Source organism: Salicola sp. AFF1 (assembly GCF_056783195.1).
The window spans coordinates 1-24,681 of record NZ_JBXAYL010000021.1 but is presented as its reverse complement, the minus strand read 5'-3'; the positions used below and the strand labels follow the sequence as shown (position 1 = coordinate 24,681).

General features: G+C 61.5%; 25 protein-coding genes. 15 read left to right on the top strand and 10 right to left on the bottom strand.

The annotated features are described in order from the left end of the window. Nucleotides 1–26 precede the first annotated feature (26 nt). Nucleotides 27–2,540, bottom strand: coding sequence for an EAL domain-containing protein (locus AC1RQI_RS13130; protein ID WP_481905126.1), 2,514 nt, complete (start codon nucleotides 2,538–2,540; stop codon nucleotides 27–29). A gap of 174 nt (nucleotides 2,541–2,714) precedes the next feature. Here AC1RQI_RS13130 and AC1RQI_RS13125 point away from each other — a divergent pair, with 174 nt between their 5' ends. The 4 genes from AC1RQI_RS13125 to AC1RQI_RS13110 are packed head-to-tail and all read left to right on the top strand — an operon-like array spanning nucleotide 2,715 to nucleotide 5,909. After that, nucleotides 2,715–3,662, top strand: a complete 948-nt coding sequence (locus tag AC1RQI_RS13125; protein ID WP_481905125.1) for a histidine kinase dimerization/phospho-acceptor domain-containing protein — start codon at nucleotides 2,715–2,717, stop codon at nucleotides 3,660–3,662. A gap of 24 nt (nucleotides 3,663–3,686) precedes the next feature. Beyond that, nucleotides 3,687–4,037 carry a sensor histidine kinase gene (locus AC1RQI_RS13120; protein ID WP_481905124.1) on the top strand — a complete coding sequence of 117 codons (351 nt, stop codon included), beginning with the start codon at nucleotides 3,687–3,689 and terminating at the stop codon, nucleotides 4,035–4,037. Next, nucleotides 4,034–5,362 carry a response regulator c-di-GMP phosphodiesterase, NosR family gene (nosR, locus tag AC1RQI_RS13115; protein ID WP_481905123.1) on the top strand — a complete coding sequence of 443 codons (1,329 nt, stop codon included), beginning with the start codon at nucleotides 4,034–4,036 and terminating at the stop codon, nucleotides 5,360–5,362. The genes AC1RQI_RS13120 and nosR overlap by 4 nt, the downstream gene beginning before the upstream one ends. A 4-nt stretch (nucleotides 5,363–5,366) precedes the next feature. Next, nucleotides 5,367–5,909 carry a response regulator gene (locus tag AC1RQI_RS13110; RefSeq protein ID WP_481905122.1) on the top strand — a complete coding sequence of 181 codons (543 nt, stop codon included), beginning with the start codon at nucleotides 5,367–5,369 and terminating at the stop codon, nucleotides 5,907–5,909. On the opposite strand, the gene AC1RQI_RS13105 is transcribed toward AC1RQI_RS13110, so the two are convergent. From AC1RQI_RS13105 to AC1RQI_RS13095, 3 genes are all read right to left on the bottom strand, one after another. Further along, nucleotides 5,906–6,742: an endonuclease/exonuclease/phosphatase family protein gene (locus tag AC1RQI_RS13105; RefSeq protein ID WP_481905121.1), complete on the bottom strand. Its 837-nt coding sequence runs from the start codon at nucleotides 6,740–6,742 to the stop codon at nucleotides 5,906–5,908. The genes AC1RQI_RS13110 and AC1RQI_RS13105 overlap by 4 nt on opposite strands. A 3-nt stretch (nucleotides 6,743–6,745) precedes the next feature. After that, on the bottom strand, nucleotides 6,746–7,375 hold the full coding sequence (locus AC1RQI_RS13100; protein WP_481905120.1) for a thiol:disulfide interchange protein DsbA/DsbL: 630 nt from the start codon (nucleotides 7,373–7,375) through the stop codon (nucleotides 6,746–6,748). 100 nt (nucleotides 7,376–7,475) lie between these two features. Beyond that, nucleotides 7,476–8,084 carry a c-type cytochrome gene (locus AC1RQI_RS13095; RefSeq protein ID WP_416633161.1) on the bottom strand — a complete coding sequence of 203 codons (609 nt, stop codon included), beginning with the start codon at nucleotides 8,082–8,084 and terminating at the stop codon, nucleotides 7,476–7,478. A 125-nt stretch (nucleotides 8,085–8,209) separates the two neighbouring features. On the opposite strand from AC1RQI_RS13095, the gene yihA reads away from it, so the two are divergent. After that, nucleotides 8,210–8,842, top strand: coding sequence for a ribosome biogenesis GTP-binding protein YihA/YsxC (gene yihA / locus AC1RQI_RS13090; RefSeq protein WP_481905119.1), 633 nt, complete (start codon nucleotides 8,210–8,212; stop codon nucleotides 8,840–8,842). Here the strand turns inward: yihA and AC1RQI_RS13085 are convergent. Beyond that, nucleotides 8,834–9,523: a TetR/AcrR family transcriptional regulator gene (locus tag AC1RQI_RS13085; protein WP_416633159.1), complete on the bottom strand. Its 690-nt coding sequence runs from the start codon at nucleotides 9,521–9,523 to the stop codon at nucleotides 8,834–8,836. The two genes, yihA and AC1RQI_RS13085, sit on opposite strands and share 9 nt — an antisense overlap. A gap of 161 nt (nucleotides 9,524–9,684) precedes the next feature. Between AC1RQI_RS13085 and AC1RQI_RS13080 the strand changes: the two genes are divergently transcribed. The 5 genes from AC1RQI_RS13080 to ggt all read left to right on the top strand — a co-directional run bounded on the left by AC1RQI_RS13080 (nucleotide 9,685) and on the right by ggt (nucleotide 15,314). Further along, nucleotides 9,685–11,130: a coniferyl aldehyde dehydrogenase gene (locus AC1RQI_RS13080; RefSeq protein WP_481905118.1), complete on the top strand. Its 1,446-nt coding sequence runs from the start codon at nucleotides 9,685–9,687 to the stop codon at nucleotides 11,128–11,130. A gap of 325 nt (nucleotides 11,131–11,455) precedes the next feature. Continuing rightward, nucleotides 11,456–12,124 (top strand): substrate-binding periplasmic protein, encoded by a 669-nt coding sequence (locus tag AC1RQI_RS13075; protein ID WP_481905117.1) that lies wholly within the window; start codon nucleotides 11,456–11,458, stop codon nucleotides 12,122–12,124. A gap of 172 nt (nucleotides 12,125–12,296) precedes the next feature. Continuing rightward, the gene (locus AC1RQI_RS13070) at nucleotides 12,297–12,965 is read left to right on the top strand and encodes a substrate-binding periplasmic protein (protein WP_481905116.1); all 669 of its coding nucleotides are present in this window, start codon (nucleotides 12,297–12,299) and stop codon (nucleotides 12,963–12,965) included. Nucleotides 12,966–13,120: 155 nt separating this feature from the next. After that, nucleotides 13,121–13,609: a pantetheine-phosphate adenylyltransferase gene (coaD, locus tag AC1RQI_RS13065; protein ID WP_416633157.1), complete on the top strand. Its 489-nt coding sequence runs from the start codon at nucleotides 13,121–13,123 to the stop codon at nucleotides 13,607–13,609. Between the two features lie 10 nt (nucleotides 13,610–13,619). Further along, nucleotides 13,620–15,314 carry a gamma-glutamyltransferase gene (ggt, locus tag AC1RQI_RS13060; protein ID WP_481905115.1) on the top strand — a complete coding sequence of 565 codons (1,695 nt, stop codon included), beginning with the start codon at nucleotides 13,620–13,622 and terminating at the stop codon, nucleotides 15,312–15,314. Here ggt and AC1RQI_RS13055 read toward each other — a convergent pair. The 3 genes from AC1RQI_RS13055 to hemB are packed head-to-tail and all read right to left on the bottom strand — an operon-like array spanning nucleotide 15,306 to nucleotide 19,724. After that, the gene (locus AC1RQI_RS13055) at nucleotides 15,306–16,595 is read right to left on the bottom strand and encodes a DUF945 family protein (RefSeq protein WP_481905114.1); all 1,290 of its coding nucleotides are present in this window, start codon (nucleotides 16,593–16,595) and stop codon (nucleotides 15,306–15,308) included. The genes ggt and AC1RQI_RS13055 overlap by 9 nt on opposite strands. A gap of 3 nt (nucleotides 16,596–16,598) precedes the next feature. Beyond that, complete coding sequence (ppk1, locus tag AC1RQI_RS13050) at nucleotides 16,599–18,701, bottom strand: polyphosphate kinase 1 (protein WP_416633154.1); 2,103 nt, start codon at nucleotides 18,699–18,701, stop codon at nucleotides 16,599–16,601. Nucleotides 18,702–18,710: 9 nt separating this feature from the next. Next, on the bottom strand, nucleotides 18,711–19,724 hold the full coding sequence (gene hemB, locus AC1RQI_RS13045) for a porphobilinogen synthase (RefSeq protein ID WP_481905113.1): 1,014 nt from the start codon (nucleotides 19,722–19,724) through the stop codon (nucleotides 18,711–18,713). Between the two features lie 309 nt (nucleotides 19,725–20,033). On the opposite strand from hemB, the gene AC1RQI_RS13040 reads away from it, so the two are divergent. The 5 genes from AC1RQI_RS13040 (at nucleotide 20,034) to AC1RQI_RS13020 (ending at nucleotide 23,389) form a co-directional block, all read left to right on the top strand. Then, on the top strand, nucleotides 20,034–20,660 hold the full coding sequence (locus tag AC1RQI_RS13040; RefSeq protein ID WP_481905112.1) for a TetR/AcrR family transcriptional regulator: 627 nt from the start codon (nucleotides 20,034–20,036) through the stop codon (nucleotides 20,658–20,660). A gap of 2 nt (nucleotides 20,661–20,662) precedes the next feature. Then, entirely contained in the window at nucleotides 20,663–22,348 is a 1,686-nt protein-coding gene (locus AC1RQI_RS13035; protein ID WP_481905111.1) for an isovaleryl-CoA dehydrogenase, read from the top strand. After that, on the top strand, nucleotides 22,348–22,638 hold the full coding sequence (locus AC1RQI_RS13030; RefSeq protein WP_481905110.1) for a DUF503 family protein: 291 nt from the start codon (nucleotides 22,348–22,350) through the stop codon (nucleotides 22,636–22,638). Before AC1RQI_RS13035 ends, AC1RQI_RS13030 begins: the two co-directional genes overlap by 1 nt. Nucleotides 22,639–22,886: 248 nt before the next feature. Further along, entirely contained in the window at nucleotides 22,887–23,138 is a 252-nt protein-coding gene (locus AC1RQI_RS13025; protein ID WP_092011696.1) for a type II toxin-antitoxin system Phd/YefM family antitoxin, read from the top strand. Next, nucleotides 23,135–23,389, top strand: a complete 255-nt coding sequence (locus AC1RQI_RS13020; RefSeq protein ID WP_095611661.1) for a Txe/YoeB family addiction module toxin — start codon at nucleotides 23,135–23,137, stop codon at nucleotides 23,387–23,389. Before AC1RQI_RS13025 ends, AC1RQI_RS13020 begins: the two co-directional genes overlap by 4 nt. Before the next feature lie 53 nt (nucleotides 23,390–23,442). Here the strand turns inward: AC1RQI_RS13020 and AC1RQI_RS13015 are convergent, their stop codons facing one another. Both AC1RQI_RS13015 and AC1RQI_RS13010 read right to left on the bottom strand, forming a co-directional pair. Next, the gene (locus AC1RQI_RS13015; RefSeq protein WP_416633148.1) at nucleotides 23,443–23,757 is read right to left on the bottom strand and encodes a HigA family addiction module antitoxin; all 315 of its coding nucleotides are present in this window, start codon (nucleotides 23,755–23,757) and stop codon (nucleotides 23,443–23,445) included. 10 nt (nucleotides 23,758–23,767) lie between these two features. Then, a complete protein-coding gene (locus AC1RQI_RS13010) occupies nucleotides 23,768–24,046 on the bottom strand; it encodes a type II toxin-antitoxin system RelE/ParE family toxin (RefSeq protein ID WP_481905109.1) in 279 nt (92 codons plus the stop codon). Nucleotides 24,047–24,681 lie beyond the last annotated feature (635 nt).

The window sequence follows — 24,681 nt, the reverse complement described above, 5'->3', positions numbered from 1 at the left end:
ACCCCATGGTGGGGCGCTCCTCGATACTACTGCCCCCTATCCTCCAGGGCGGCGGCATGATGCAGGAAAGCCTGCCTGATCTGATCCCGTAACTGCTCATCATCCCAGGGTTTGGTCAGAAACTTATAGATCGCCCCCCGGTTTACGGCATCGGTAACGGAATCAAGATCGGTATAGCCGGACAGGACGATGCGGATCGTATCCGGATAGAGATCCTTGACGCGACTCAGAAAGTCCGTCCCCGTCATCTCGGGCATGCGCTGGTCCGACAGCACCACCTGGAATTCGTACAGAGCGAGCAGGTTAAGCGCCTCCTCCGCCGAGGTTACGGTGTGGATCTCATAGCCATCCCTTCTGAGAAGCCGCTTCAACGACCGGAGAATGTTAGGCTCATCGTCAAGAATCAACAGGCGCCGGGCGGCCTGATTACCGGACTCACCACCGTTCACCTCGGCAAAAGCGGCCCGGATCTCGGCGCTCAGATCAAATGTCAGCAACTGCTCAAACGGCATCGGCCTCCCGGACAGGAAGCCCTGAACGAGATCGCAATGATTGCGCAATAGAAACGCCAACTGGTACTGATCCTCCACGCCCTCGCCAACAACCTTCAGGTTCAGCTTATGGGCGAGCGCAATAACCCCTCGCGTGATTGCCGCATCCGCACTGTCCGAGACCACATCGCGGACAAAGGAGCGATCAATCTTGATCCGGGAGGCGGGGACCTGCTTCAGGTAGTTCAGACTGGAAAAGCCCGCCCCGAAATCGTCAATGATCAACCCCACACCGAGGGCGCGAACATTGTCGAGCGCCCGGCGCACCGGCTCGTCAAAGGAGAGGAACGTGGACTCGACAAGCTCCAGGCTAAGGCAGGACGGCGCCAGGCCGGTGCGCTCCAGCGCACCCTTGACCGACGACACCACATCCCCGCGAACAAAGTGATTCGGAGAGATGTTAACCGACACCCACAGCACGCGCCCGGTTTCCTCCATGAACCGCTGCAGGTCGGAGCACACCTGGTCCAGAATCCAATCCGTCAGCTCAACCATCAGCCCGCCACTTTCAACCACCTGTAGAAAATCGCCGGGGTACAGCAACCCCTGCTCGGGGTGCTGCCAGCGCAGCAAGGCCTCAACGCCCACGATTTCCTGGCTGAGCGATTCGACAACCGGCTGGTAATAGACCTCGAACTGCTCATTGGACAGCGCGTGCTGGAGGTCATTATGCAGCCTCAGTGTCCACTCCACTTCCTCCGCGAGAAACTCGCTGTACCAGCGATAACTGCCACCTCCCGCCTGTTTGGCATTGCGCAGTGCGAGGCTCGCATGACTCACCAAATCATCAGGCCCAACCGCGTTTTCCTGGGTCCAGGCAATACCGGCGCTCGCCGTCACAAACAATTCATGCCCCTCCACCCGGAACGGGATGGCCATGGCCGCTACAACCTCTTCCACCACCGAACTGACATCCTGGGTCCCCAGGACCTCGGTCTGAAGAATCCCAAACTCATCAGCGCTCAGGCGGGCCAGCAGGTCACCGCGCCCCAACAATGGCGCTACCCGCTCCACCACCGCCTGGAGCAGCTGGTCCGCGGCAGCGGCACCGAAAGTCGCATTGATGGCCTTGAAGTTGTCAATATTCAACAGCGTCAGGGCCACGGCGTTGTGATGATGCTCCGACTCCCTGCAGGCATCGCCCAGGCGGCCCTTGAAGTGCTCAAAATTGGCCAGCCCCGTAAGCACGTCATAGCGGGTCCGGTAGGCGAGCGTGGATTCCGCCCGCACACGGGCGGAGACGTCACTGATCACCCCCACATAGTGGCTGATGCGGTTGTCGCTCTCCCACACCGGCGAAATATGGAGCTCATTACGGAACTCGGTCCCGTCCTTGCGATAGTTGCGCAGCTGGACCGTTGCCTCCTGCCCCGCGCGCACGGCCATGCGCAGCTGATCAACCCCGGGCTGTTTGCGGTCGCCGCTCTGGAGAAAACGGCAGTTCAAGCCATAGACCTCCGACAGCTCATAACCGGTAATCCGGGAAAAGGCTTCATTGACGTAGACAATCGGCATGTCCTGGGCCCCGGCATCAACAACCAGAATGCCGTTCACGCTGGCCTCGACACAGGCGTGGAACAGGGCCGAGCGCTGGCAGAACCAGACCTGGTTGAGCAGCTGCCCCAGCGCCCGCTCAAAGGCCTGCCCCCGGGCGTCGGACTCCGCCAGAACCTGAACGTTGAAGCGCCCGTTGCCCGGGGCTTGCCCGTCATCGACGCCCAGGATCAGAAAGCCGGTGCCGGGGTGACGCGCCACCAGATGGTCAGTCATTGTGGGTTGGGAGGCGCCTGGGCCGCCGCCATCGCCGCGCATCACAACCAGATCGACGTCCCCGGCCTCCAGCAGGGCCTCCACGTCGGGCGACGTCACGGCGGATACCATTTCGGCCTCGGGGAACCCGATCCTAGAGCTGGCGCTGGCGAGCCGGTCGCATTCAGCCTCATCCAGGCCCCACAGCAGCAGGCGAGGGAACGCTGCGGAGTGTTTCATCGCGACCATCTCCATTGCTTTTCCCTGAGCATAGCCACTGTGCCGATTTCATGCCCGCCAAACGCAAAAACTCACTGGCGGAAACAAAGGCGTTACATCCACTGCGGGCATAATGCGCAAAAGCAATTAAACTGAGGATGAGCAGATCCTAACCAGCGAATGGACACCGGACCCATGAGCACCTATCAGCATTACCTCTGGTCGGAGATTCATGAGTGGCTCCGTAACGTCCAGAGGGAACAGCCGAATGTCTTTCACGAGATCCTGACGCGGGCCTGCCTTCTGTGTAATGCGCAGGCAGGCGGTATCGCTCGCGATCCAACGCACCAGCTCTCCTGGGTCGGGCATGAGCTGACGCTTGAACAGGTCCGCGATTGGGAGCAGCAGGGCTACAAGCTGATCGCGCCGGAGACGCCCCACAGCAGCACTCTGTCGCTGGCCGGGGTCACGGTCCCGGTGATGACGCTTCCCTACCGCCACGGGGAGCAGCAGGAATTGACGCTGATTCTGGTACGCCGCGCCGCAAGCGAGCCCTTCACTCATGAAAACGAACTCAACGCCCATCGCTTGATCCATGAGGCGATCAGCGCCATGGAGCGCAACTCGCTGATGGAGGAACTGGCACAAAGCAATGCCGCCCTGAAGCAGCGCCAGGAGGAGCAGGATACGCTGATCCGGGAACTCAAGCAGGCCCGCGACCAGCTGATGCAGTCCGAGAAAATGGCCAGCATCGGGCAACTGGCGGCCGGCGTGGCCCATGAAATCAACAACCCCATCGGTTTTGTGCGTTCCAACCTCTCCTCGCTGCGGGAATACACCGAATCCCTGCTTACGCTCAACGACGCGTTCGCCAAGGCCCTGGGGGAGGACCTCAATACGCCGGAACTCCAGGCCCTGTGCCGCACTCACGATCTTGAGTTCATACGCGAGGACCTGCCCTCACTGCTGGAGGAATCCAGCGAGGGCATTGAACGCGTGGAGAAGATCATCCGGTCGTTGCGCGATTTCTCCCGCACCGACACTGGCGAGATGGAGTCGCTGGACATTCATCAATGCCTGAACAAGGCACTGTCCGTTGCCCGTAATGAAATCAAATACAAGGCCACGGTCGAGACCCATTAAGCGGAACTCCCCCCGATCACAGCCGTGGACTCCCAGCTGGGCCAGGTCTTCCTCAACCTGCTGGTGAATGCCGCCCAGGCCATTGAGGAGCAAGGCCTGATCCACATCACCACGGAGCGCTTTGACGACAACCGGATCGCGGTTCGTATTACCGACAACGGGCCGGGCATCTCCGCCGAGAACCTTGATCGTCTCTTTGAGCCGTTTTTCACCACCAAACCAGTGGGCAAGGGCACGGGCCTCGGCTTGTCCCTGTCCTACGGCATTGTGCAGAGCCACCAGGGTGAGCTGCAGGTCGAGAGCACTCCGGGCGAGGGCACGAGCTTCCACGTCATCCTGCCCATCCAGCAGACTTCGCAGGAGAGCGAAGGATGAGCGACTATCGCTTCCGCCTCCTGTTCGTTGACGATGAAGAGGCGATCCTGAGTTCCCTGCGGCGCTTGCTGCGCCGCCATGAGTACGATTGCTGGTACGCCACCAGCGGCCGCGAGGGCCTGGCAATACTGGAAGAGACCCCAATCGACCTGGTGGTCTCCGACATGCGCATGCCGGAGATGGACGGCGCCGACTTTCTCAGCGAAGTCCGGCGGCGCTGGCCTTTCACTGTGCGTTTTCTGATGACCGGCTATGCGGACATGAGCGCTACCATCGATGCGCTCAACCAGGGCGGGATCAACCGCTATGTTTCCAAACCCTGGGATAACGACGCGCTGATCGAGGCTATCGAGGAAGGCCTGCGCATCCGCAAACTGGAGCGCCAGAAAAAGAAACTCCTGGACGAGAGCCGGGAAAACAACCGTAAGCTCCAGCAACTCAACCAGCAGCTGGAACAACGGGTCAATGAACGCACGCGTGCTTTGGAGTCCCGCTCCGCCGATCTGCAGAAGGCCTTCCGTCAGCTCGAGAACAGCTATGACGCTTTTGTCCGCGTCTTCTCCTCAGTCATCGCCTCCCGCCCCCACCTGGTCAAGGGCCGCTCCCGGGAGGTGGCGGACCTTGCCCGGCGCCTTGCCCAGCGCATGGAGCTGGAAACCGCCCAGACCCGCTACATCTACTACGCCGCGCTGCTGCACGAGGTTGGCAAGCTGAGCCTCAATGACGACGTTCTGGGCCGCTCAGAAACCCGGCTGACTTTCCGCGACCTTCCGGAATACCGCCAGTACCCGGCGCTGGGCGAGATGACCCTGATGCCGATCAAGGCGCTGCGTCCCTGCGCCGAGCTGATCCGGGCGCACATGGAAAACCTCGATGGCAGTGGCTTCCCGGACGGTCTGAGCGGCAACGAGGTGCCCCTGGGGGCCCGTATCATCCGGGTAGCACGGGATTTTGTGGGCCAGCAGACGCCCCTGCTCAGGGAGCCCCCCGTTTCCCCTTCGGAGGCCTACGCCAGCATGAAGGAACAATCCGGACGCTGCTACGACCCGGCAGTCCTGACGGCGCTGGAGCCTCTGGTCCGCCAGTTCAGCCTGGAACCGCAGGACGATGGAACCGGCAGGGTCCTGCCCATTTCGGACCTGCGGCCGGGTATGGAGCTGACCCGGGATGTGGTCAACGCCAATGGCATCCTCCTGATGGTCAAGGGGACCGTGCTCAATGAGAGCGCCATCAAGCATCTGCAGCGAATGAACCGGGAAGACCGCAGGCACCTCAAGGTGTCTGTCACGGTACCGGCAACTGACGGCCACGCCAACGAGGAGTGATCCCATGTCGGACGAGCAGAAGCCGACCATCGCGGTGATCGACGATGAATCTGATATCCTGAATGCCCTGGTGCGCCTGTTCCGTCAACGGGACTGGATCACGGTGACCTGCAACGACGCTCGCAAAGCGCATTCCGAGCTCAAGCACCACCCGCTTGACCTGATCATTTCCGACTACCGGATGCCGGGGATGGATGGAGTGTCGCTGCTCAACCAGTTCAAGCAATCCCATCCGGATGCCCTGCGGATCGTGCTCAGTGGGCAGGCGGATCTGGAAGGGGTCATCAAGGCGGTCAATGACTCGGAAGTGTACCGCTTCATCCTCAAGCCCTGGTCCAACGATGACCTGCTCATCACTCTGGATAAAGCCTTGCGCTACAAGGCAATGGCTCTGGAGAACCGGCGCCTGGCGGAAACCGTCCGGCGCCAGCGGCGCGAACTGGAAAGCCAGAAAAAGGAACTGGACCGGCTGGAATCCGAAGCCCCGGGGATTACCCGGGTGGAACGGGACCAGGAGGGATTCATCCTTCTGTCCGATGAGGACTAGGGAACCTCAATCTCCATGCTGACGGGCAGGTGATCGGACACTGGATAATCCACCACCCGGGTGTCATGCACATCCAGCGTCGGGCTGACCAGGATATGATCCAGAGCTTTCTCGGGACGCCAACTGGGGAAGCTCATCGCCGAGTCCGGCAGCGGGATAAGCTCGGCGGAACGCAGTGGCGAATGCGTCAGCAGCTGCTCGGCATGGGCGTTCATGTCGCCCATCAACACCACATGCTGATAGGGGGCGATCAGCTTCCGGATGTAGTCCAGCTGGCGATTCTGGGCTCCCTTGCCCAGGGACAGGTGCATCAGCACCAGTACCAGCGGATCATCCGGGTTGCCGTAAAAGGCCATCATGGCGCCACGCCCGGGGAGCAGGGCCGGCAGGCGGTGTTCCTCCACCCATAGGGGCTGGTAGCGGCTGAGGATACCGTTGCTGTGCTGGGCGATGCGTCCGAGGTTGCGGTTGAGCTGCTGGCGCCAGTACGGGAACCCACCCTGGCTGGCCAGGTACTGGACCTGGTTAACGAACCCACTGCGCAACGAGCCGCCATCACACTCCTGGAGGGCCACCACGTCGTAGTCGCACAACAGCTCCGCTATACGGTCCAGGTTTTCCCGGCGCCGGGAATGGGGCAGAAGATGCTGCCAGCTGCGCGTGACATAGTGGCGATAGGCTGCCGTGGCGATGCCCACCTGGATATTGAAAGTGAGCAGCCGTATACGGCCTGCCTCGGCCAGGGACGGGGCTCGTTCGGCGTCCGAGGCTACCCCTCGGGGCCGCTCCGGCGCTGCCAATCGCCAGAGCTGGTCGCGCAGTTTCGGATACACGGTTCAGCCGTCGGTGCGTTCCTTGCTCAGGAGGTAGTCCGCAATGGCCAGCATATTCTCGTAGCTGCCCGCAGCACTGGCGGAGATCACATACTTACCCTCAACCACGAGCGTCGGGGTACCGGTGACCCTGGCCCCTTTCTGGAATTGCCGGCCGCGACGCATGGCGGTATCCACCGCAAAGCTGTTCCAGGCCTCGCGGACCGCATCGGCTTTCGCCACGCCTTGTTCCTCAAAGAAGCTGGCGATGGCATCGACATCACTCAAGTCCTGATGTTCGCCCGCCAGCGCCTCAAACAGTTCGGAGTGAATCTCTTCCACAACGCCAAGCTCACGTGCCACATAGAACGCCTTGGCATGGGGTTCCCAGTCACTGCGCAGGGATGCGGGCACGTGCCGAAGATTCACATCCTCGGGCTTATCCTTCTTCCAATCCTCTATCGAGGGTTGCATGCGGTAGCAGTGCGGGCAGCCGTACCAGAAGACCTCGGCCAGCTCGAGCTGATCACCTGAGCGGGTTTCAACCGGGTTGGAAAGGGTCTTGTAATGAGTGCCCTCCTCCCATTCAGCTGCCAGGGCGGCAGGCACCAGGGCTAGGAAGGCGATCAAAGCGATCAGACTGCGGTAAAGCATGCCGTTCTCCTGCGGTCAGGGTCCATTGAAACGCCTCCTATTGAAGCGAACTTTGCAGGAGCCGGCAAGGGAGGGCCTGGATAAAGCCCTCCACTGGCGCTCAGTAGAGCCCCTCAACGTACTCGGCAACCGCTTTCATTTCCTCGTCATTGAGCTTGCTGGCAATGTCGCCCATGATCTGGCTGTGCTCGTCATAAACACGAGCGCCGGAGCGATAGTCCTTCAGTGACTTGACCACGTATCCGGCGGATTGGCCACTCAGGCGCGGATAAACCGCAGGCTCATTGCCCAGCCCTTTAGGACCATGACAGGCAATGCAGGCGGCTATGTCGCGGGAAAGATCGCCGCCACGGTACAAGGAGGCACCGGCCTCAACCTTCTCCGAATCGGCCTCACCACGGGGCATTTCCTGCTGATCGAAGTATGCCGCCAGGTTGCGCATGTCCTGCTCATCCAGGTTCGCCACAACCCCCATCATCGCCGGCACATTCCGGTCGCCGCTCTTGATGGCCTTCAGCTGCCTGAACAGGTAATCCTCGCCCAGGTCGGCGAGCCGCGCGTAGTTCGGCTGCAGCGGCTCAACGCCCTTGGGGCCGTGGCAGGACACGCACTGGTTCTGGGCGATTTCTTTCCCGGCACTGGGGTCGGCCGCCTGGGCCAATCCAGCCAGGCCAAACGTCAGTACAAGACCGGTCAGCAGTTTTCTCATCGTGACACCACTCGGATTACACATTGTCCGTTCGACCGGTCCTCAAAACAGAACCGGCCCCGCAAACTGGTGTGGTATTATACATGTTTCACCCGTTACTGAAATCAATGGACGCAGGCCGCGCCATGACCCGAAATCCCAATCGCATCGCCTTCAACAGCGCGCGCTTTCTGACCAGCGCCGCCCGGCTCGACCAGTGCCCGGAGGACACAGGGCGCGAAGTCGCCTTTGCCGGGCGTTCCAACTCCGGCAAATCCAGCGCCATCAATGCCATTACCCGCATCGGCAGCCTGGCGCGCACCGGCAAGACCCCGGGCCGTACCCAGCTGATCAACTTTTTCTCACTCAGCACGCCCGGCGCACGACTGGTAGACCTGCCTGGCTATGGGTTCGCCCGGGTCTCACGCAATACCCAGCAGCAATGGGAGAAACACCTGGGTGACTACCTGGCGCAGCGCCAGTCACTGGTGAGCATGACCCTGATCATGGACCTGCGCCACCCGTTGTCGGAGTTTGATGCCATGCTGATCGAGTGGTGCGAACACCACGGCCTGCCCATGATGCTGCTGCTGACCAAGGCGGACAAGCTCAAGAGCAACCCGGCACGGCGTCAGCTCGACAGTGTCCGACAGGACCTGGAAGGCATTGAATGCATTCAGCATATACTGCCGTTTTCAGCGCTCAAGTGCCAGGGCGTGGAACCAGCCCGCAACCACCTCAGTGACTGGCTGCTTGATGCGCAGACGGCATCAGCCTGACGGATCCGGCGCCAGCTCGCCTCCATCTTCCATAATAGTGATGTCTGGCCGGTATTGCTCACGGATCGCCGCCACGCGCTCGTAGTATTCATCGGTGAGGTACGGCATCTCCAGGGTCAGCACCTGGTAGATGCCCTGCTTGAGCTCCCGCTGGCTGCTGCCGTCATTGGCGCCCTCGGTACTCGCCGTCTTGAGAAAAGCCATCCAGTTGGTAACCACCAGCCACACATTCAGGGCCATGGGTTCATGCTCATGCGTTGAATGCGGCCTGAGGATTCCGGACTCCTGCAGCCCTTTCAGCACCGCCTGGATCTCGCCCAGACAATGGTATGTGAACGCCCGGTAATCACGGCGCAGCCGCTCGTCCATGGTCAACAGGTACTCAAGGTCACGGTGAAAGAACCGGTAATGCCAGAGTCCGTCAAACACGGACTCCAGATAGAACATCTTGTCTTCCAGCGTGAGCGCGCGATCCCTGGGCACCTTCAGGTAACGGTCCACCAGCCCCTGGTACTGCCGGAACAGTGTGTAGATGATGTCCGCCTTGTTGCGGAAATGGTAATAGAGATTGCCGGGCGAAATACCCAGATGCGCGGCAATGTGGTTGGTGGTTACATTGCGCTCGCCCTGCTCGTTGAACAGCTGGAGACTGGCTTTGAGAATCCGGTCACGGGTTTTCATGGGCTTCCTGGGCTCTGTCGGAGCATTTCAGCGGCATTAGCGTATTGACTGCTAGAGTTTATGCTCTAACATTGATACTAGAGTTCATACTCTAATTCTGCCAGTGCGACTCTGCGACAAGGTCCACGGCAGACCGCCGGGACGATACAGGAGAACCAGCCATGGTCGCCAACGTTGTTCATCTGACGGATAACCGGAAACAGATCCAGCAGATCAACCGGGCCTTCAATGCCCAGCGCGAGGCCTTCAGGGCCCACCCCATGCCCAGCGCTACCGAACGCCGCGAGCACCTCAAGCGGCTCAAGCGCATGCTGCTCGCCAACCAGGACGCGCTGTGCGATGCCATCAGCGAGGATTTTGGCGGCCGTTCGCGGGACGAATCCCTGCTTGCGGAGATCATGCCCTCGGTCCAGAACATCAACTACACCCTGAGCCACCTGGGTGGCTGGATGAAGCCCGAGAAGCGCAAGGTGCACATGCTCTTCCAGCCAGCCCGTAACGAGGTTCACTACGAGCCACTGGGTGTGGTCGGCATCATGGTGCCCTGGAATTACCCATTGTTCCTCGGCGCCGGACCGCTGACCGCGGCCCTGGCCGCCGGCAACCGGGCCATGCTCAAGCTCTCCGAATACACGCCGGCCACTTCGGCATTATTGGAACGCCTGCTGCACGAGACCTTCCCCTCCGACCTCGTGACCGTCATCAACGGCGAGGCGGACGTGGCACAGGCCTTCTCGTCGCAACCGTTCGACCACCTTCTGTTCACCGGCTCCACGCCCATCGGTCGCATGGTGATGAAGGCGGCCGCCGAGAACCTGACCCCGGTAACCCTGGAACTGGGCGGCAAATCGCCCGCGATCGTCTCACGCGAGGTGCCCATGAAGGATGCCGCCGAGCGTATTGCGTTCGGCAAATGCATCAACGCCGGCCAAACCTGTGTGGCACCGGACTACGTCCTCTGCCCCCGTGACCGGATCAACAGTTTCGTGGACAGCTTCCGCAGCGCGGTAGCGACCATGTACCCCACCCTCAAGGACAACCCGGACTACACCAGCATCATCAATGAACGCCAGCATGAGCGCCTCATGGGCATTCTCGGCGACGCCCGGGACAAGGGAGCGGACATCATCCAGGTCAATCCAGGCAACGAATACTTTGGCCATGACACCCGTAAACTGGCCCCCCAGCTGATCCTTAACGCCACCACGGATATGCAGGCGCTACAGGACGAACTCTTTGGCCCCCTGCTGCCGATTGTGCCCTACGACCGCCTCGAGGATGCCCTTGATTACATCAACAATGGCCCACGGCCTCTGGCGCTGTACTACTTCGGTTATGACCGCAGCGAGCAGCGCCACGTGCGGGAACAGACCCACTCCGGGGGCATGTGCATCAACGATTCGCTGGTGCACGTGGGCCAGGATGACCTGCCATTCGGAGGCGTAGGCCACTCCGGTATGGGCAACTACCATGGCCGCGAGGGCTTTATCACCTTCAGCAATGCCAGGGGCATCATGCGCAAACAGCGGCTCAACAGCGGCAAGGTGATCCACGCACCACACGGCACGCTGATGCACAAGGTGATCTACAAGCTGTTCATCCGCTGAGAGCATTCAAGGAGCGAGCCCCAACCCCCAAACAGCCAGCTCTCTGGCGGGTGCGGGGCTCCACAGGCTCTGCACACCTAGACCACGGATCCAACGCTTCCTGAACCCGGTCAACAAGGCCGCGGCATGCCCCCTGCAGTAACGTCTGAACGGTCAGATTCCCAGAGCCTCGACTGGAAATAGGTGCATTCCCGAACTACATTAAAACTAAATGAGTCCTCCAACCAGCGTACTGGGAGCCTCTATGGAGTCGCCGATCAGAAGCTGTCTTGCCGCCCTGCTGGCCCTGTGCCTTTGCGCCCCTGCCCATGGTGAGTCCATTTACATGGTAAGCGCAGAATGGGAGGGAGCCACCAACGCTGACGGCACCGGTCTCTACTGGGACGTCATGCGCGAGATTTACCAACCCGAAGGTTACAACCTGGAACAGGATGTCTTCCCCTACGCTCGCGCGGTCGACATGGTCAAGGACGGGGACGCGGATTTCTGGGTGGGATCCTATCTGGACGAAGAAGAAGCGGCCCTTTATCCCGAGCCCGATCATTATTTTGATGCGGATACGGTCAAGGCCGCGGTCCAGACTGCCCGAAGCAATGAATTCACAGGACAAGAGAGCCTTGAGGGCAAGGTCGTGGGCTGGGTCCGTGGCTACGCCTATGACCAGTACCTGGATGTGACTGTGAAGCACAAGGAACTCACCAAGATTGAAACGGGCCTGCGCATGGTGGCCGGCGGGCGCGTGGACGCGGTCATGGATGATGCCTGGGAAATCCAGCAGGCCATGAAGGGCGTGGATCTGACCGGGGACGACCTGACACTGGTCAAGGTCCTGGACTTGCCCCTCTATCCCGCTTTCCAGAACACCCCCCGGGGCCGGAAGCTGCGCGACATCTATGACGAACGCTTCCCTGAACTGGTGGATTCCGGCCGGATGCAGGAGCTTTACGACAAGTACGAGGCTTACGACGAATACAGGACAGGACTGGCCAACTAACGTTCGGGAGCCACTCCGCTATGGCACACGGATCGCCCACCACCGGCGCCCGCTTTGGAAACGCACCTCCCCCCGTGCCCAAGGAGCTTCGATGAGTCCACCGATCAAGCGCTGTCTTGCTTCCCTCCTAACTCTATTGCTGTGCGCGCCTGTTCACGGTAAATGCATTTACATGGTGAGCGAAGCATGGGATGGGGTCACCAATGCCGACGGGACCGGCCTCTACTGGGACGTCATGCGCGAAATCTACGAACCCGCAGGCTACAATCTGGAACAGGATGTCTTTCCCTATGTCCGGGCGGTCAACATGGTCAAGAACGAACACGCGGATTTCTGGGTAGGCTCCTACCTGGATGAGGAAGAAGCGGCCCTTTACCCCGAGCCAGACCATTATTTTGATGCGGATACGGTCAAGGCCGCGGTCCGGACCGCCAGAAGCGATGATTTCACAGGACAAGAGAGCCTTGAGGGCGAAATCGTAGGCTGGGTTCGCGGCTATGCCTATAACCAGTACCTGGACGTAAGCGTTAACCCCACAAGACTGCCCCGGATCGAGTCCGGCCTCCGGATGGTGGCACATGGCCACATCGATGCCGTCCTGGACGATGGCCTGGAGATTACAAAGGCCATGAAAAGCGTGGACCTGACCGGGGACGACCTGACACTGATCAAGGTCCTGGATTTACCCCTCTACCCAGCGTTCCAGGGCACACCCAGGGGCCAGAAACTGCGCGACATCTACGACGAACGCTTCCCCGAACTGGTGGAATCCGGCCGGATGCAGGAGCTTTACGACCACTACGACGATTATGATGAATACAGAACAGGCCTGGCTGACTGATTCCTGAACGCAGCCTCCCGGTTCGCGATGCCTTAACCTGCCACACCAGCGTGGGTGCGAATCCGAAGCTGACCGTGTATGCTCTGGCAGCACGCAACAGTCACACCAAGGCTGGGCGACTCCAGAGCAACGCATAAGGCATTGGAGAAACGCTGATGAACACTGCCATCTACCCAGGCACCTTTGACCCCGTTACCAACGGGCATACGGACCTGGTCCAGCGCGCATCCCGCATTTTTGACGAAGTGGTGGTCGCCGTGGCGGCCAGCACCAAGAAGGGCCCCCTGTTGCCCCTTGAGGAACGGGTCCGGCTCTGCGAACACGTCCTTTCAGATCTCCCCAACATCCGCGTTGTCGGCTTCAGCAAACTGCTGGCGGACTTTGTCCGGGAGCAGGGCGGCAACATCATTCTGCGGGGCCTGCGCGCGGCATCGGACTTTGAATACGAGTTCCAGCTGGCGGACATGAACCGGGAGCTGGCCCCGGGCGTGGAGAGCCTGTTCCTCACACCGGCCAATCACCTGTCCTTCATCTCCTCCAGCCTGATCCGGGAAATTGCCGGCCTCGGAGGGGATGTCAGCGGCTTTGTGGACCCCGAGGTTTCCGGGAGCCTCCACCGCCACTTCCAGCAACGCAACGACTGAGGCTTACCCCATGATCCGCATCAGCAGCCTGTTCACCATGGCGCTGACAGCGCTGTTCATTACCGGGTGCGCCCTGACGGGCCCCTCCGAGCCCAATGCTGGCGTGGCCTCGGCCCACCCCATGGCTACAAAGGCCGGGCTTGAGGCGCTTGAAAACGGCGGTAATGCCGTGGATGCAGCCATCGCCACGGCCGCCGCGCTGGGCGTTGTCGAGCCCTACAGCTCGGGCATCGGCGGCGGCGGTTTCTGGGTCATCCAGCAAGCCAACGGCAGCTCCGTCGTCATTGATGCCCGTGAAGAAGCCCCCAGCAAGGCCCATCCCCAGCTTTATCTTAACGAAGAAGGCAAGGTGAAAGACGGTAAGCCCTCGCTGAACGGGGGACTCGCCGCGGGCATTCCGGGGCAACCAGCCGCCTTTGCCCACATGGCCTCGGCCTACGGCCAGCTGGCGCTCAGCCAGAGCCTGGCACCGGCCATCCGCCTGGCCCGTGAGGGGTTTCCGGTGGACGAGCGCTACCGCAACCTGGCCGGGTTCCGGCTGGAGGTGATGCAGCAATACCCGGGGACCCGTGAGCGCTTTCTGGATGCCGGCGAGGTCCCGGAGAAAGGCCATGAAATCCGTCAGCCCGAGCTGGCGCAGACACTGACAACCCTGGCCAGCGAAGGGCGCTCCGGTTTCTACCAGGGCCCGGTGGCGCAGCAGCTGGTGGCGGATGCCCGTAAGGCCGGCGCGATCTGGACCGCGCAAGACCTGGCTGATTACAAGGTGATCGAGCGCAACCCCGTGCGCATTGATTACGGCAACGCCACCCTGCTGACCGCACCAGCCCCTTCGTCAGGCGGCATGGCCCTGGCCCAGCTGTTCGGCATGCTGGAACACCGGCCCGTGCCCGATGGCGCGGACCGGGTTCGCCGCGTCCACTGGCTGGCCGAGATGATGCGGCGGGCCTACCGGGACCGCGCGGTGCACATGGGCGACCCGGCCTACACCGACATCCCCCGTGAACGGCTGCGGGATCCCGCCTACCTGCGGACCCTGGCCAACAGCATCAACCCCTCCAAGGCCACGCCCAGCGCGGATCTCAACGGCCCAGGCACCGACGGTCACCACACGACCCACCTATCGGTCATGGATGCGGCGGGCAACATTGTCTCCGCAACCCTGAGCATCAACTACCCGTTCGGCTCTGGGGTAACGTCCAGGCAGACGGGGGTTGTACTCAACAACGAGATGGATGATTTCAGTATCCGCCCCGGCCACGCCAACGCCTGGGGGCTGGTTGGCGGTGCTGCCAACCAGGTGGAAGCCGGCAAGCGCCCGCTTTCAAGCATGAGCCCGCTGATCATCCAGACTCCCCGGCGCATCACGGCCCTGGGCGCACCGGGCGGCAGCCGGATCATCACCATGAACTTCCTGGCGGCCCTGGATGTGCTTGAGGGCAAGGCGCCCCGAACAGTGGTCAAGCGCGACCGGTTCCATCACCAGTACGAGCCGGACCGGATCGAGCACGAGCCAACAACCTTCTCGCAGGCCGAAAAACAGGCGCTACGGGCAATGGGGCATAACCTGCATGACGTGGACCGGACCTACGGCAATATGCAGTTGATCCAGAGGAAGCGACGCTCGGGAGCCATCCAGGGAGCGGCCGACCCCAGGGGCATCGGGCGCGCCGGTTTCACGCACCAGGCGGTAGAATCACAGTAGGGGCGGCACCTCAAAGCGGTCATCATTAACCCGGAGCTCCATGGACTCCAGGCGTAGATCCAGATGGTAGCGGCCCTCCCGGGGGGTCACCACCTGCTCGCGCTCCAGCCGCTCAAGCACACGCCGGGCCACGCGCGGCAGCGCCCAAACCATGCCCCGGTCCACATTGAACACGCCCTCCGCCCTGGCGTGGCGAAGCAGGCTGACGGGCTCCTCCCATTCCGACTCCGGCAGCCGAGGGTATTCGATGAACCCTTCCCCCTCCACGGTGCCGTCCGGCAAGGTCAGCAACAGTTCCTCCAGACTCAGCCGGCCACCGCGGGCAGAGAGCGCCTGGAGGTTGTCGGAAAGACGCTCATATTCAGCCATGGGCGCCTCCATGGAGCCGCCATCGTGCCGCGCCTGCGCCGCATTCAGCGCCATGGCGCTGTCCACCACCGCGTCCAGCGTTGTGGTGTGCAGTTCGCGCGCTTTCAGCACCAGCGCCTGGTGGCCGAAGGAACGCCCCGCATTACGCAGCTCCCCGATCACACCCTCCAGGCCAGCGTCCAGCCAGCCATCACTGGTTCCCGCCTGGAAGCGCAGCTGGACGTTATCGGCAACAATCGGGTCATCCAGCACGGGATCCAGGGAGAGCTGATCCACCTTGAGCCGGCTTTCGCCCTGCCACAGGTGGTCCTCCAGCGGGCTGAGTCTATGGTTCAGGCTGAGCTTACCCACCTTGATGCGCGCATCCCCCAGGTCCATGGTCAGCCCCGGCCACTCCGTGCTCAGGTGGTGCTCACCGCCCCAGGACCAGGCGCCCGTGAGCTCAATGGGCGAGACCTGGCCCCTGGAGCCGGCCAGCCAGCGCACGTCGGTATCCGGTTCCCACCTGAGCTCGGGAACGCTCAGCCGGATATCGGCGTTGCCCCCCACGCCCACCTCCACCTGGAGCTTGGGGCGCTGGCCTTCCGGCATCAGGCTGCGCAGCGGATCAAGCGCCTGGTCCGCTAGACGGGTCTGGGTCTGGATATCCGTAACGCCATGATTAAAGTGAGTTTCCAGCGGAAGCACCTGTTCGCCCCCGTCGCTGGAAGCCCAGCGCAGTTCATAACGGGCAAGCGCCGTGAGATAGCCGCGCTCGTAATCCAGGTTGGTGATTCGCCAGTCACGCTGCGGGTCGTCCAGCTCAGCCACCGCCGAGCGGAATTCGGACTCCGCCAGCGCGCCCAAGCCATAGGGCGCACCGGCAGCAATCCCCACCAGCAGCACCAGCGCTATCAGGGGCAACCAGCGCATGATTCAACCCGACCCCGTCAATCGCCGCATGAGCGCCTGCTGTGAGGCCACACGCTTCTCACCCGGAGCGGGCTCACGCTGTACATAACGGCCATCGGGCTGGAGCTCCCAGCTCTGGGCATTATCCCGCAGATGCACTTCCAGATCGCGCCGCAGCCGCCGGGCCAGGCGCCGGTCCTCAACGGGGAAACAGGTTTCAACCCGATTGATCAGGTTACGCTCCATCCAGTCGGCACTGGAGCAATACACCTCCGGCTCCCCCGCATTCGCAAACCAGTAGACCCGGCTGTGCTCCAGGAAGCGCCCGATAATGGACACCACCCGGATATTCTCCGACAACCCTTCAACCCCGGGACGGAGACAGCAAATGCCGCGCACAATGAGATCCACCTGCACACCGGCACAGGACGCCCTGTAGAGGGCCCGGATCACGGCCGCCTCGGTGAGGCCATTCACCTTGACCATGATGCGCGCCCGCTTGCCAGCCAGAGCGTTCTCGGTTTCACGGTCAATGAGTTCCAGCACCCGCTGGTGCAGGGTAAAGGGCGCATGCAGCAACTTCTGGATGCGCAGCGTCTTGCCCATGCCGGTGAGCTGCTGGAAGATCTTGTTCACATCATCGCCCAGGGCGTCATCACAGCTCATGAAACTGTAATCGGTGTAAAGGCGCGCATTGCCGGCGTGGTAGTTGCCGGTACCCAGGTGCACATAGCGCTTGAGGCGCCCGTTCTCCCGGCGCACGATCAGAATCATCTTGGCGTGCGTCTTGTAGCCCACAACGCCGTAGACCACGATCACACCCGCCTCCTGGAGCCGGCTCGCCAGCTCCAGGTTCTCCGCCTCGTCAAAGCGGGCCCGCAACTCGATGACGGCGGTCACCTCCTTGCCCCGACGGGCCGCCTCGGCAAGCGCCTCCACCATCTCAGAGTCCGCCCCGGTTCGGTAGAGGGTCTGGCGGATGGCCAACACTTGCGGATCACGGGCCGCCTGGCGCAGGAAATCCACCACGGGCGAAAAACTCTCATAAGGGTGGAGCAGGAGCACATCCTGCTGGCGGACGGCATCAAGCGTGCTGTCACGCCCCTTCAGGCTCTTGGGCAGCCCCGGCGTCATGGCCGGGTATTGAAGATCCGGACGATCCACCAATTGGCTGACAGCGGTCAGCCGCGCCAGGTTAACCGGCCCGTTCGCCCAGTAGAGTTCACGCTCGGTGAGACCGAACTGGCGCAACAGGAAATCCGCCAGGTGCCGAGGGCAGTTGTCCGCCACCTCAAGGCGCACCGCATCCCCAAACCGCCGGCTCAGCAGCTCGCCGCGCAGCGCCGAGGCCAGATCCTCCAGATCGTCCTCCAGCTCCAGGTCCGCATTGCGCGTGAGGCGGAACTGGTAACACCCTTTAATCTGCATGCCCGGGAACAGCAGGTCGGCATGCGCATGGATCATGGATGACAGAAAGACCAGGTTGTCACCACTGCTACACACCTCGTCCGGCAACCGGACCAGGCGGGGGAGGGAACGGGGCGCCGGCACAATGGCCATACCGGTCTCCCGGCCGAACGCATCCTTGCCCTCCAGCTCCACCATGAAGTTGAGACTCTTGTTCACCAGTCGCGGCAGTGGATGCGACGGGTCCAGCCCAATGGGATTAACCACGGGCATGATCTCATCCCGGAAATAGCGGGCCACCCAGTCCGCCTGTTCGCGGGTCCAGTCACGGCGGCGCACGAAGTGGATGTTCTGCTCGCGCAGCTCCGGGATGATCCGTTCGTTCAGGATCCGGTATTGTTCCGCCACATAACGGTGGGCAACGTCCGAGATCTCGTTGAGGGTCTGCTGCGGGGCCCGACCGTCGGGCCCGGGAACCTCCCGGCCATACTTGAGCTGTTGGCGCAAGCCAGCGGCGCGGATCTCGAAGAATTCGTCCATGTTACTGCTGAAGATACAGCAGAACATGAGCCGTTCCAGCAAGGGATGGTTTTCGTCACAGGCCTGGCGCAGGACCCGGTAATTGAACTGCAGGTCGCTGATCTCGCGATTGAAGTAATTCTCCGGCGCTTTCAGGTCCGGCAGCTGCAGATCACTGGTATCGGTTACCGCCTGGTTCATGCTACGTCCTTATTCATTGGTGCCCCTCAAAAGGCGCGCGGCCCGGACGGCGAAGTAGGTCAGTATGGCACTGGCCCCAGCACGGCGCAGGGCGCTCAGGCTTTCCATCATGACCGCATCACCATCCAGCCAACCCTTCTCGGCAGCCGCCATGTGCATGGCGTATTCGCCACTCACCTGATAGGCGAACACCGGCACACGAAACTCATTACGCACCTGGTTGATGACATCCAGGTAGGGCATGCCGGGCTTGACCATCACCATATCCGCGCCCTCGCGCAGATCCAGGGCCACTTCCTCCAGCGCTTCGTCCAGATTCCCCGGGTCCATCTGGTACGTCCGCTTATCGCCCCCGCCAAGGTTGGAGGCCGAGCCCACCGCATCCCGGAAGGGGCCATAGTAGCTGGAGGCATACTTGGCAGAATAGGCCATGATCCGGGTGTTCACACAACCGTCATCTTCCAGTGCCTCCCGGATCACACCAATGCGCCCGTCCATCATGTCTGACGGCGCCACCACGTCCGCGCCCGCTCGGGCATGGGATACCGCCTGGCGAACCAGTGCCACCAGCGTCTCATCGTTGAGCACGTACCCGCTGTCATCAATGATTCCGTCCTGGCCGTGGCTCGTGAACGGATCCAGAGCCACGTCGGTCATAACACCGAGCGCCGGGAAGCGCTCCTTGATGGCCCGCACTGCCTGCTGGGCCAGCCCGTCCGGGTTCCAGGCTTCGGCGGCATCCTCGCTCTTGAGCTCAGCCGGGGTCACCGGAAACAGCGCCACTGCCGGTATCCCCAGCTCCACCACCTCGTCCAGGTGAACCAACAGGCGGTCGATGCTGTGGCGCTCAATCCCTGGCATGGAAGGAACCGCCTCCGTCTGGCCCTCGCCCGGCAACACAAAGACCGGATAGATCAGGTCATCGACACCGAGCCGGGACTCGCGGACCAGCCGACGACTGAACTCATCGCGGCGGTTGCGGCGCATGCGGGTCGCGGGAAACTCTCGGCTATGGCGGCTCACGGCTTGCCTCCTGTTGCTGTTGGTCCGGTTACAGACGTCATTATGCCAGATCCGGGGCAGATCCCGGGCAGGATCGCTCCCCACCCCGGCATGTGACATTTTGTTGCTGCACAGGCCCATCCCGCCTGCACCATCTAGACTTGAATCAAGGTCGGGTGCCCACCCAGCGCCGGGCCTTTATCCCTTGAACCACTGTTCAGCCGGGCCTCGCGCCCGGCTTTTTGCCGCTACCGAAGGCGGGTCATGCGTCTTGACCCAAAAACTGAACCGTGATTCACTTATTTGAAATGACGGTGACAGCGGAACAGCATGGCCTATCGCGAAACACCCCGGATGCGGGCCCGCAAGGAGGCTACCCGCCAACGCATCCTGGAAACCACCCATGAGATGATTGCCTCGGGCGGCTTTGGTGCTGCCTCGGTGGCCCGCGTGGCGGAGGCCTCCGGAGTCGCCACCGGCTCCGTCTACCGGTATTTCAACTCCAAGGGCGACCTCTTTGCGGAAGTGTTCCAGCGTGCCACCGAGGTGGAGGTCAACCGGGTAGCTGAAGCGCTGGACTCCACGGCGCCTGCGGACCAGGCTCTTAAGGCCGCGCTGGAGGTCTTCGCGCGACGCGCCATCCGGGCCCCCACCATGGCCTGGGCGCTGATTGCGGAACCCGTGGATCCCCTGGTCGAGGAGGCACGCCTTCGCTACCGCCAGGCCTATGCGGAACTTTTTGAACAGACGCTGGTCCGGGGCATGCGCGAAGGCCGCTTCCACCCGGAACAGAACCCCAAACTCAGCAGTGCCGCCACAGTAGGTGCCATTGCCGAGGCACTGATCGGCCCCCTGTCGCCTGCGACAGAGGGGCTGAAAGAGTCCCAGGCGGAACAGTTAATCCATGACATCGTACGATTCTGTCTTCAGTCCGTACGGGCACCCGGAGGCCAATAACAATGAACGCACCTTTTGAGAACAACCCCGATAACCATTTCCTGGCGGACACCCATGACGTCTTCAACCAGCCACCGGCACTGGAAAACTACAACCTCTACCGCGAAGACCTTGCCCTTCAGGAAGCCGTTCACCGCGAAGGCGGCAGCTGGGCTGAAGGCGAACTCGACGTCTACGGCGCCATTACCGGGCGCCAGGACGTCATCGAACTGGGCTTCAGCGCAAACGCCAACAAGCCTGAGTTCCATACCCACGACCGCTTTGGCCATCGCATTGACGAAGTCCGCTTCCACCCCTCCTACCATGAGCTGATGACGATGGCGCTGGAGGGCGGACTCCACAGCGCGCCCTGGTCCGAGCCCGGCAAGGGGGCGCATGTGGCCCGGGCTGCGCGCTACTACCTGCACGGCCAGGTGGAAGCCGCCCATTGCTGCCCCGTGACCATGACCTTCGCGTGCGTACCCGCACTGAAGAAACAGCCAGAGCTGGCGCAATACTGGCTGCCCAAGATCCTCAATCGCCAGTATGACCCGCGCAACGTGCCGGATTCCGAGAAACAGGCCGTCACCATCGGCATGGCCATGACCGAAAAACAGGGCGGCTCGGATGTGCGAGCCAACACCACCAGGGCCTACCCGGTGGCGGAAGAAGGCCCCGGGCAGGCCTATCAGCTGGTGGGCCACAAATGGTTCGTGTCAGCGCCTATGTGCGACGCCTTCCTGGTACTGGCCCAGGCGCCCGGTGGCCTCAGTTGCTTCCTCATGCCGCGCTGGCACCCGGATGGCAGCAAGAACGCCCTCCAGATCCAGCGCCTGAAGAACAAGATGGGCAATGTGGCCAACGCCTCCAGTGAGGCGGAACTGCGCGGCGCCCACGCCTGGATGGTGGGGGATGAAGGCAGGGGGGTCGCCACCATCATTGAAATGGTGGCCATGACCCGGTATGACTGCATGATCGGCTCCGCCTCCGGCCAGCGCCAGGCAGCCGCCCAGGCCCTGCACCACTGCGCCTACCGGGACGCCTTTGGCGGGCGCCTGAACCAGCAGCCACTGATGCAGAACGTCCTCGCGGACCTCGCCCTGGAAAGCGAAGGCTCCGTAGCCCTGAGCATGCGCATGGCCCGGGCCATGGACAACCAGGAGGACCCGGAAGAACGCAACCTCGTGCGCCTGGTCACCGCCGTTGGCAAGTACTGGATCTGCAAGCGCACCCCCCAGCACGCCTATGAGGCCATGGAATGCATCGGCGGTAGCGGCTTGATGGAAGACTGCATCATGCCCCGGCTACTGCGCGAATCCCCGGTTAACGCCATCTGGGAAGGCAGCGGCAACGTCCAGTGCCTGGATGTATTAAGGGCCATGAACAAGGAACCCGGCGTGCTGGACAGCTTCTTCGCGGAAGTGAATCAGGCCCGCGGCACCAATGCGGACTTCGATGCGTTCACCAATGAGCTGGAAAGCGAATTCCGCCACAGCGACAACCTGGAATACCGGGCCCGCAACCTCACGGACCGCATGGCGCTCGCCATCCAGGCCTCACTGCTGCTGCGGGGCGGCAGCCAGACGGTGGCACACGGTTTCTGCGCCGGCCGGCTGCGCCAGCGCGACCACTTCCAGTTCGGCAACCTGCCGGACGACGTGGACTGTGCCGCCATCATTGAGCGCGCAACGCCCAACGTGGAGGACTGATGGAACACCCCCATGTGGCCGTTATGACCCTGCGCTTCCAGGTCTATGGTTGCGACACCGTCAGGGACAAGAAACGCGTCTTCGCCGCCATGCGCCGGGTCTGGGGCAAGGAACCCGACCTGGCCGTGGCCGAGATTGCCGACCAGGACGACCCGGGGCTGGCCACATGGAGCGTGATCACCACCGGTCCGGATCCGAGGCTGCAGGAACACCGCCTGCAGGAGGTTGAGAAGACGATCCTTGACCGGATTGATGCGCCCATTCTGGATACCCGGCTGGAGATTGACTGAGCCTGGCAGGAGGACTTTGACCTCCTTAATCCCACCACATTCCACGGATAAACATCCAAGGCTTTCCCTGCTTCGTCCCGAGTAAGCAACTCTCCCTCCATGGCCTTATCCTGCATGTTAACGCCTCTGCTCACGCGCCGGTTTGGAGCCGCGAAGCGCCGGAAAATCGGTCGCTGTGCAGCCGATTGTTAGATCCTTTAGCGTACGGTATCCTGTACAGGATCAACATTTTGTACAGGAGGCGCCTTATGGATGCCATTAGCTACACAGCCGCTAGAACCAACCTAGCAAAAACCATGGAGCAGGTCTGTGAGGACCATTCCCCTGTGATCATCACCCGGAGCAAGTCGCAGTCCGTGGTAATGATCTCCCTTGAGGACTACGAGGCGCTGCAAGAAACTGCCTACCTTCTGCGCGCACCCAAAAACGCCCGGCGTTTGATGGAATCTGTTGCCGAGCTGGAGCAAGACGGGGGTCAAGAAAAGGAACTTCTTGAATGAAACTCATCTTCTCTGAGAACGCCTGGGAAGATTATCTGTACTGGCAGAAAACCGACAAAAAGATCCTTAACCGAATCAACAAGCTGATCAAGGAGACCAAACGAGAACCGTTCGAAGGTGTTGGTAAACCAGAACCCCTGAAGCACAGCCTCGCCGGTTACTGGTCTCGCCGAATCAATGAGGAACACCGAATGGTTTACAAGGTCACGGATGACGCCTTACTTATCGCCCAGGTTCGATATCACTACTGATTCAACGGCCAAGCGCACCGGCGCGCTTTAGCGCGTCCGTGTGGCGCGACTGGTTATGCCCTGCGATCTGCGGGGGAACCCGAATTCCAAGGCCGAATATTGTTCAACTGATCGGCCAGAGCATCTTCTGCCACTTCGGTGTCATAAGCAGCTTGTGCCCGAAGCCAATAGCCATTGGATAGCCCAAAGAAACGACAGAGTCGCAGATCCGTATCCGCGGTTATAGAGCGCTTCCCGGCAATGATCTGCCCAATACGCTGAGCCGGTACCCCAATTTCTTTCGCGAGGCGATATTGAGAGATCCCCATAGGATCAAGGAACTCTTCCTTCAGTAACTCGCCAGGCGTTACAGGATCAATATCGCGCATAAATCACCCCCTAATGGTAATCAACGATTTCGACATCTTCCGCGCCAGCTTTCGTCCACCGGAAGCACAGTCGAAATTGCTGGTTAATCCGGATGCTGTACTGGCCTCGGCGATCACCACTCAATGCTTCCAACCTATTGCCGGCCGGCACTTTAAGGTCCTCCAGCTGGTTTGCTAATTGAAGTTGGCGGAGCTTCCTCAGCGCGACCCGCTCCAAATTCACAAAACGCTTGACGCGCCGCCCGCTGGCCAGCTTCTCGGTATCCCTACACTTGAACGAGATGATCATGACCTAAGGGTAACGCGTCGCGTTATTAACGTAAAGCGTGATTATGGCAAGATGATGCAGCTGAGATGGGCATAATCGGGATAGGGATCACGTACCACGGCGATTCAGTGGCTTGATTCAACCCGTTACCGTGCTGCCAATTCGGGCAGTCCATAGCTCCGGAACAACCGGGCCGGTAGGGCTTGCCGCAGGGCTGGCGAATGACTCAGCCGCCACGGACCGTGGGCCGATTTCGCGGTGTTCCAGGCCAGCTTGACCGAGACACCACGCTTTCTCAGCTCACGATACCCTCTTCGGTCCCATTGCTTCCACACGTAACCCTACGGACCGGTTGCGGCCGGTAGGTCTGCTGGAGCAGTTGTTGCCGAATCCCGGGCCAGTGTTGGCGTAAGTAATCCGGCAGGGCTTGGACGGTCATGCCGTCAATGCCCGGCGCCCCCTTGTTACGTTGAACCTGTTTCAGGGCGCGACTGAGGTTGTCCCGGCTCAGTACGCGCGCCATCAACGGCGACGGTTGAACGGAGTCAGGTTCGCTCCCTTTTCCAGGCCTGGGTTCATCCCCTGGTGACTCCAGGGGCAGCGTTAGCTGCTTAGCAGATGCGATCCCATCCCTCTGCACGGAGGCCTTTCTCCTA